Source organism: Kordia sp. (assembly GCF_045105435.1).
Classification (GTDB): domain Bacteria; phylum Bacteroidota; class Bacteroidia; order Flavobacteriales; family Flavobacteriaceae; genus Kordia.
In genome coordinates this window covers 1-2590 of sequence record NZ_JBGCDL010000294.1, presented here as the reverse complement: position 1 = coordinate 2590, position 2590 = coordinate 1, and the positions used below count along the sequence as shown (strand labels likewise).

At 33.7% G+C, this 2590-nt stretch carries 4 protein-coding genes; 3 read left to right on the top strand and 1 reads right to left on the bottom strand.

Translation table 11 applies throughout. The features are described 5' to 3' along the window. The 3 genes from AB8B65_RS15115 to AB8B65_RS15105 form a co-directional block, all read left to right on the top strand. The coding region (locus AB8B65_RS15115) for a hypothetical protein (protein ID WP_405302100.1) at nt 1-357 on the top strand (357 nt) is incomplete at its 5' end. 80 nt (nt 358-437) lie between these two features. Continuing rightward, a complete protein-coding gene (locus AB8B65_RS15110; protein ID WP_405302099.1) occupies nt 438-878 on the top strand; it encodes a hypothetical protein in 441 nt (146 codons plus the stop codon). Between the two features lie 160 nt (nt 879-1038). Then, the gene (locus AB8B65_RS15105; RefSeq protein ID WP_405302098.1) at nt 1039-1725 is read left to right on the top strand and encodes a Type 1 glutamine amidotransferase-like domain-containing protein; all 687 of its coding nucleotides are present in this window, start codon (nt 1039-1041) and stop codon (nt 1723-1725) included. A 90-nt stretch (nt 1726-1815) separates the two neighbouring features. Here AB8B65_RS15105 and AB8B65_RS15100 read toward each other — a convergent pair whose 3' ends face one another. Further along, nucleotides 1816-2484, bottom strand: a complete 669-nt coding sequence (locus AB8B65_RS15100) for a carboxypeptidase-like regulatory domain-containing protein (RefSeq protein ID WP_405302097.1) — start codon at nt 2482-2484, stop codon at nt 1816-1818. Between the last annotated feature and the right edge of the window lie 106 nt (nt 2485-2590).

Here is a 2590-nt window from a genome sequence, read left to right as displayed (position 1 = left end):
AAGAAAAAAATGTGGAAAAAGAACGGTAGAGTCATTGATTTTCCAACGCATTATGTAGTGGTTGTCGGGTATAATAAATCGGGAAGAAAAAACGAACTGGTTGTGAATAATGGATTAGGAGATAACTTTGAAATCATTGACATGAAAGATAAAGGCATCAAACCTGCTCGTTTGTATTGGATTAGCATGAAAGACGAAGCAGATGGCGCAAGAGACGCACATGATATTGGTCCAGACTGTAACTACAAATGGTCAGGTGGAAACTTAATTCCTGATGGAATCAATTGGGGAAAATCTGATAAAGCATATTCTTATATTAGAAATTCAGAAATAAAAAAATGTATTTGGTATAAATAGTGACTATCAAATCATAAAATATATGTAAAAGCAACTCCTTGAGGTTGCTTTTTTTGTATCTTTTTTCAAAATCAATCAAAATGAAATTCATCAACTCAAAAAAGATATTCATTTTACTTTTTTTAATCACGATACATTTTTCATTCGCACAAAAAAGTGAACGAATCTCTACCGTAGATTTTGTGCAAATTGTAGATGGAAATAGGTCAGAAGCCATGTTCTATTATCAATACAATTGGAAAGTATTGCGATTGATGGCACTAGAGAAAAAATACATTACTTCTTTTGAAATTATGGAAACTCCGTATTCCGAAGAAGCACCATTTCATTTAATGTTGATTACCACATATAAAGACAAAGCACAATACGAACAGCGCGAAAAACACTTTCAAGAACTCATCAAACTAAATGGGGAACCTCAATTATTAAACGATAAAAAGCCAGCAGAATTTCGTAAAAATCTATTTCATAAAGAAAATGTAACACATCAAGCTAAAGAAATTTACATACGAAAAGGTTAAAAATACATATCTTCACAAACATGAAATAGGAAGTTGAAAAGTTTATACTTTGAAACTAAATACAGAACATACATTTTACGAATAATGAATAATGAATAATGAATAACGAATAACGAATAACGAATAACGAATAACGAGCAACAAACAACGAACAACCAAAATGAAAACACTCTTCACATACGGCGGACAAATCAACAAAGGATTCGTAAAATATACAGCGGAACTCACAGGGAAAAAGAAACCGCGAATTTGCTTTTTGCCAACTGCCACAGGCGATGCCGCTTGGTATATAGAATATTGGTATGAATTATGTCACGATTTGGAAATTGAGCCACATGTACTAAAAATTTGGATAAGTTCGAGTTCACAGAATTGGGATTTTGAAGATTATTTAGTAGAAATGGATGCTATAATAGTTGGCGGCGGAAATACATTGAACATGATGACACTTTTAAAAGCACATGAAATTGACAAAGCGTTGATGAAAGCCTACAATCAAGGAATTATTTTAGCTGGCGGAAGCGCAGGTTCATTATGTTGGTTTAATGGCGGATTTACAGATTCGCGACCAAAGCAACTCACTTTTGTAGAAGGTTTCAACTTCTTGCCATTCAGTCACTGTCCGCATTACCATTCGGAAGCGTCGCGTCGTCCGTTATTTCATAGTAATATTGCCAACGGAATCCTAACTGATGGCTATGCTTGTGATGATTTAGCCGGAATTGTATTTGAAAATGGAAAACCTGTCAAAGCAATGTCGTTAGACGAAAACAATCATTCGTATTATGTCTATACCAAAGACAATCAAGTCGTTGAAGAACGCTTGGAAGCGGAGCTGTATTTTTAGTTGCTAGTTGTTGGTTTTGTCATTCCGCACTTGTTGCGGAATCCACTTTCAAGTTACAATGGATTCCTGCTTGCGCAGGAATGACATTTGTTAACTTCGAATCGCTTTTTTAGTTTCCAATACACTTCCATCAGTAATAATTCGAACCAAATAGATGCCTTTTGATTGTTTTGATAAATCTATTTGTGGATTTTTTGAAAGCTTTGTATATGTGTTTGATTGTAGTAATTGACCGTTCATAGTATACACTTCCAATGTGAGTTTTGTATAGTTCTCATTCAGCTGTAGCTGAAAAATTCCGTTTGCAGCAGGATTTGGGAACAATGAAGTTAAACGTTGTTCACTTGGTATTCTTTTGAATTCGGTAGTTTCTATTTTTTGTGAATCAATAACAGACCAATTGCAATTTGTTTTAATCACCTTATATTTCACTCCATCATATCCAATAATTTCGGTAGTTTCCATCATTTCAAAAGCGTCAATTAGTGTAATTGAAATTTCGTTCTGTTCACTAACTATAATCTCTTTGGTTTCAAATCCAAGATACGAAATTATTAAAGTGTCTTTTGAATTTGCGTCAAGCGCGAATTGTCCTTTTTCATCAGTAATTGTTCCCTTGTCGGAATTCTTAACAATCACATTCGCATCAGCGAGAACATTTTTATCTTCATCGTAAATAGTTCCTGTAATAGTACGTTTCTGCGCAAAGCAGCATACAGAAATTGTGAAGAATAATCCGAATAGTAGTTTTGTTTTCATGTGTTATTATAGATTTTATAATTATATATTTGATGTGAAACCTATTCAGATTTTCAATAGATTTCTACCTTCGCAGGAATGACATTTGTTAACTTCGAATCGCTTT

Coding starts and splice junctions, on each gene's coding strand:
- AB8B65_RS15110 (WP_405302099.1), top strand. CDS start 438: ATGAAATTCATCAACTCAAAAAAGATATTCATTTTACTTTTTTTAATC.
- AB8B65_RS15105 (WP_405302098.1), top strand. CDS start 1,039: ATGAAAACACTCTTCACATACGGCGGACAAATCAACAAAGGATTCGTA.
- AB8B65_RS15100 (WP_405302097.1), bottom strand. CDS start 2,484: ATGAAAACAAAACTACTATTCGGATTATTCTTCACAATTTCTGTATGC.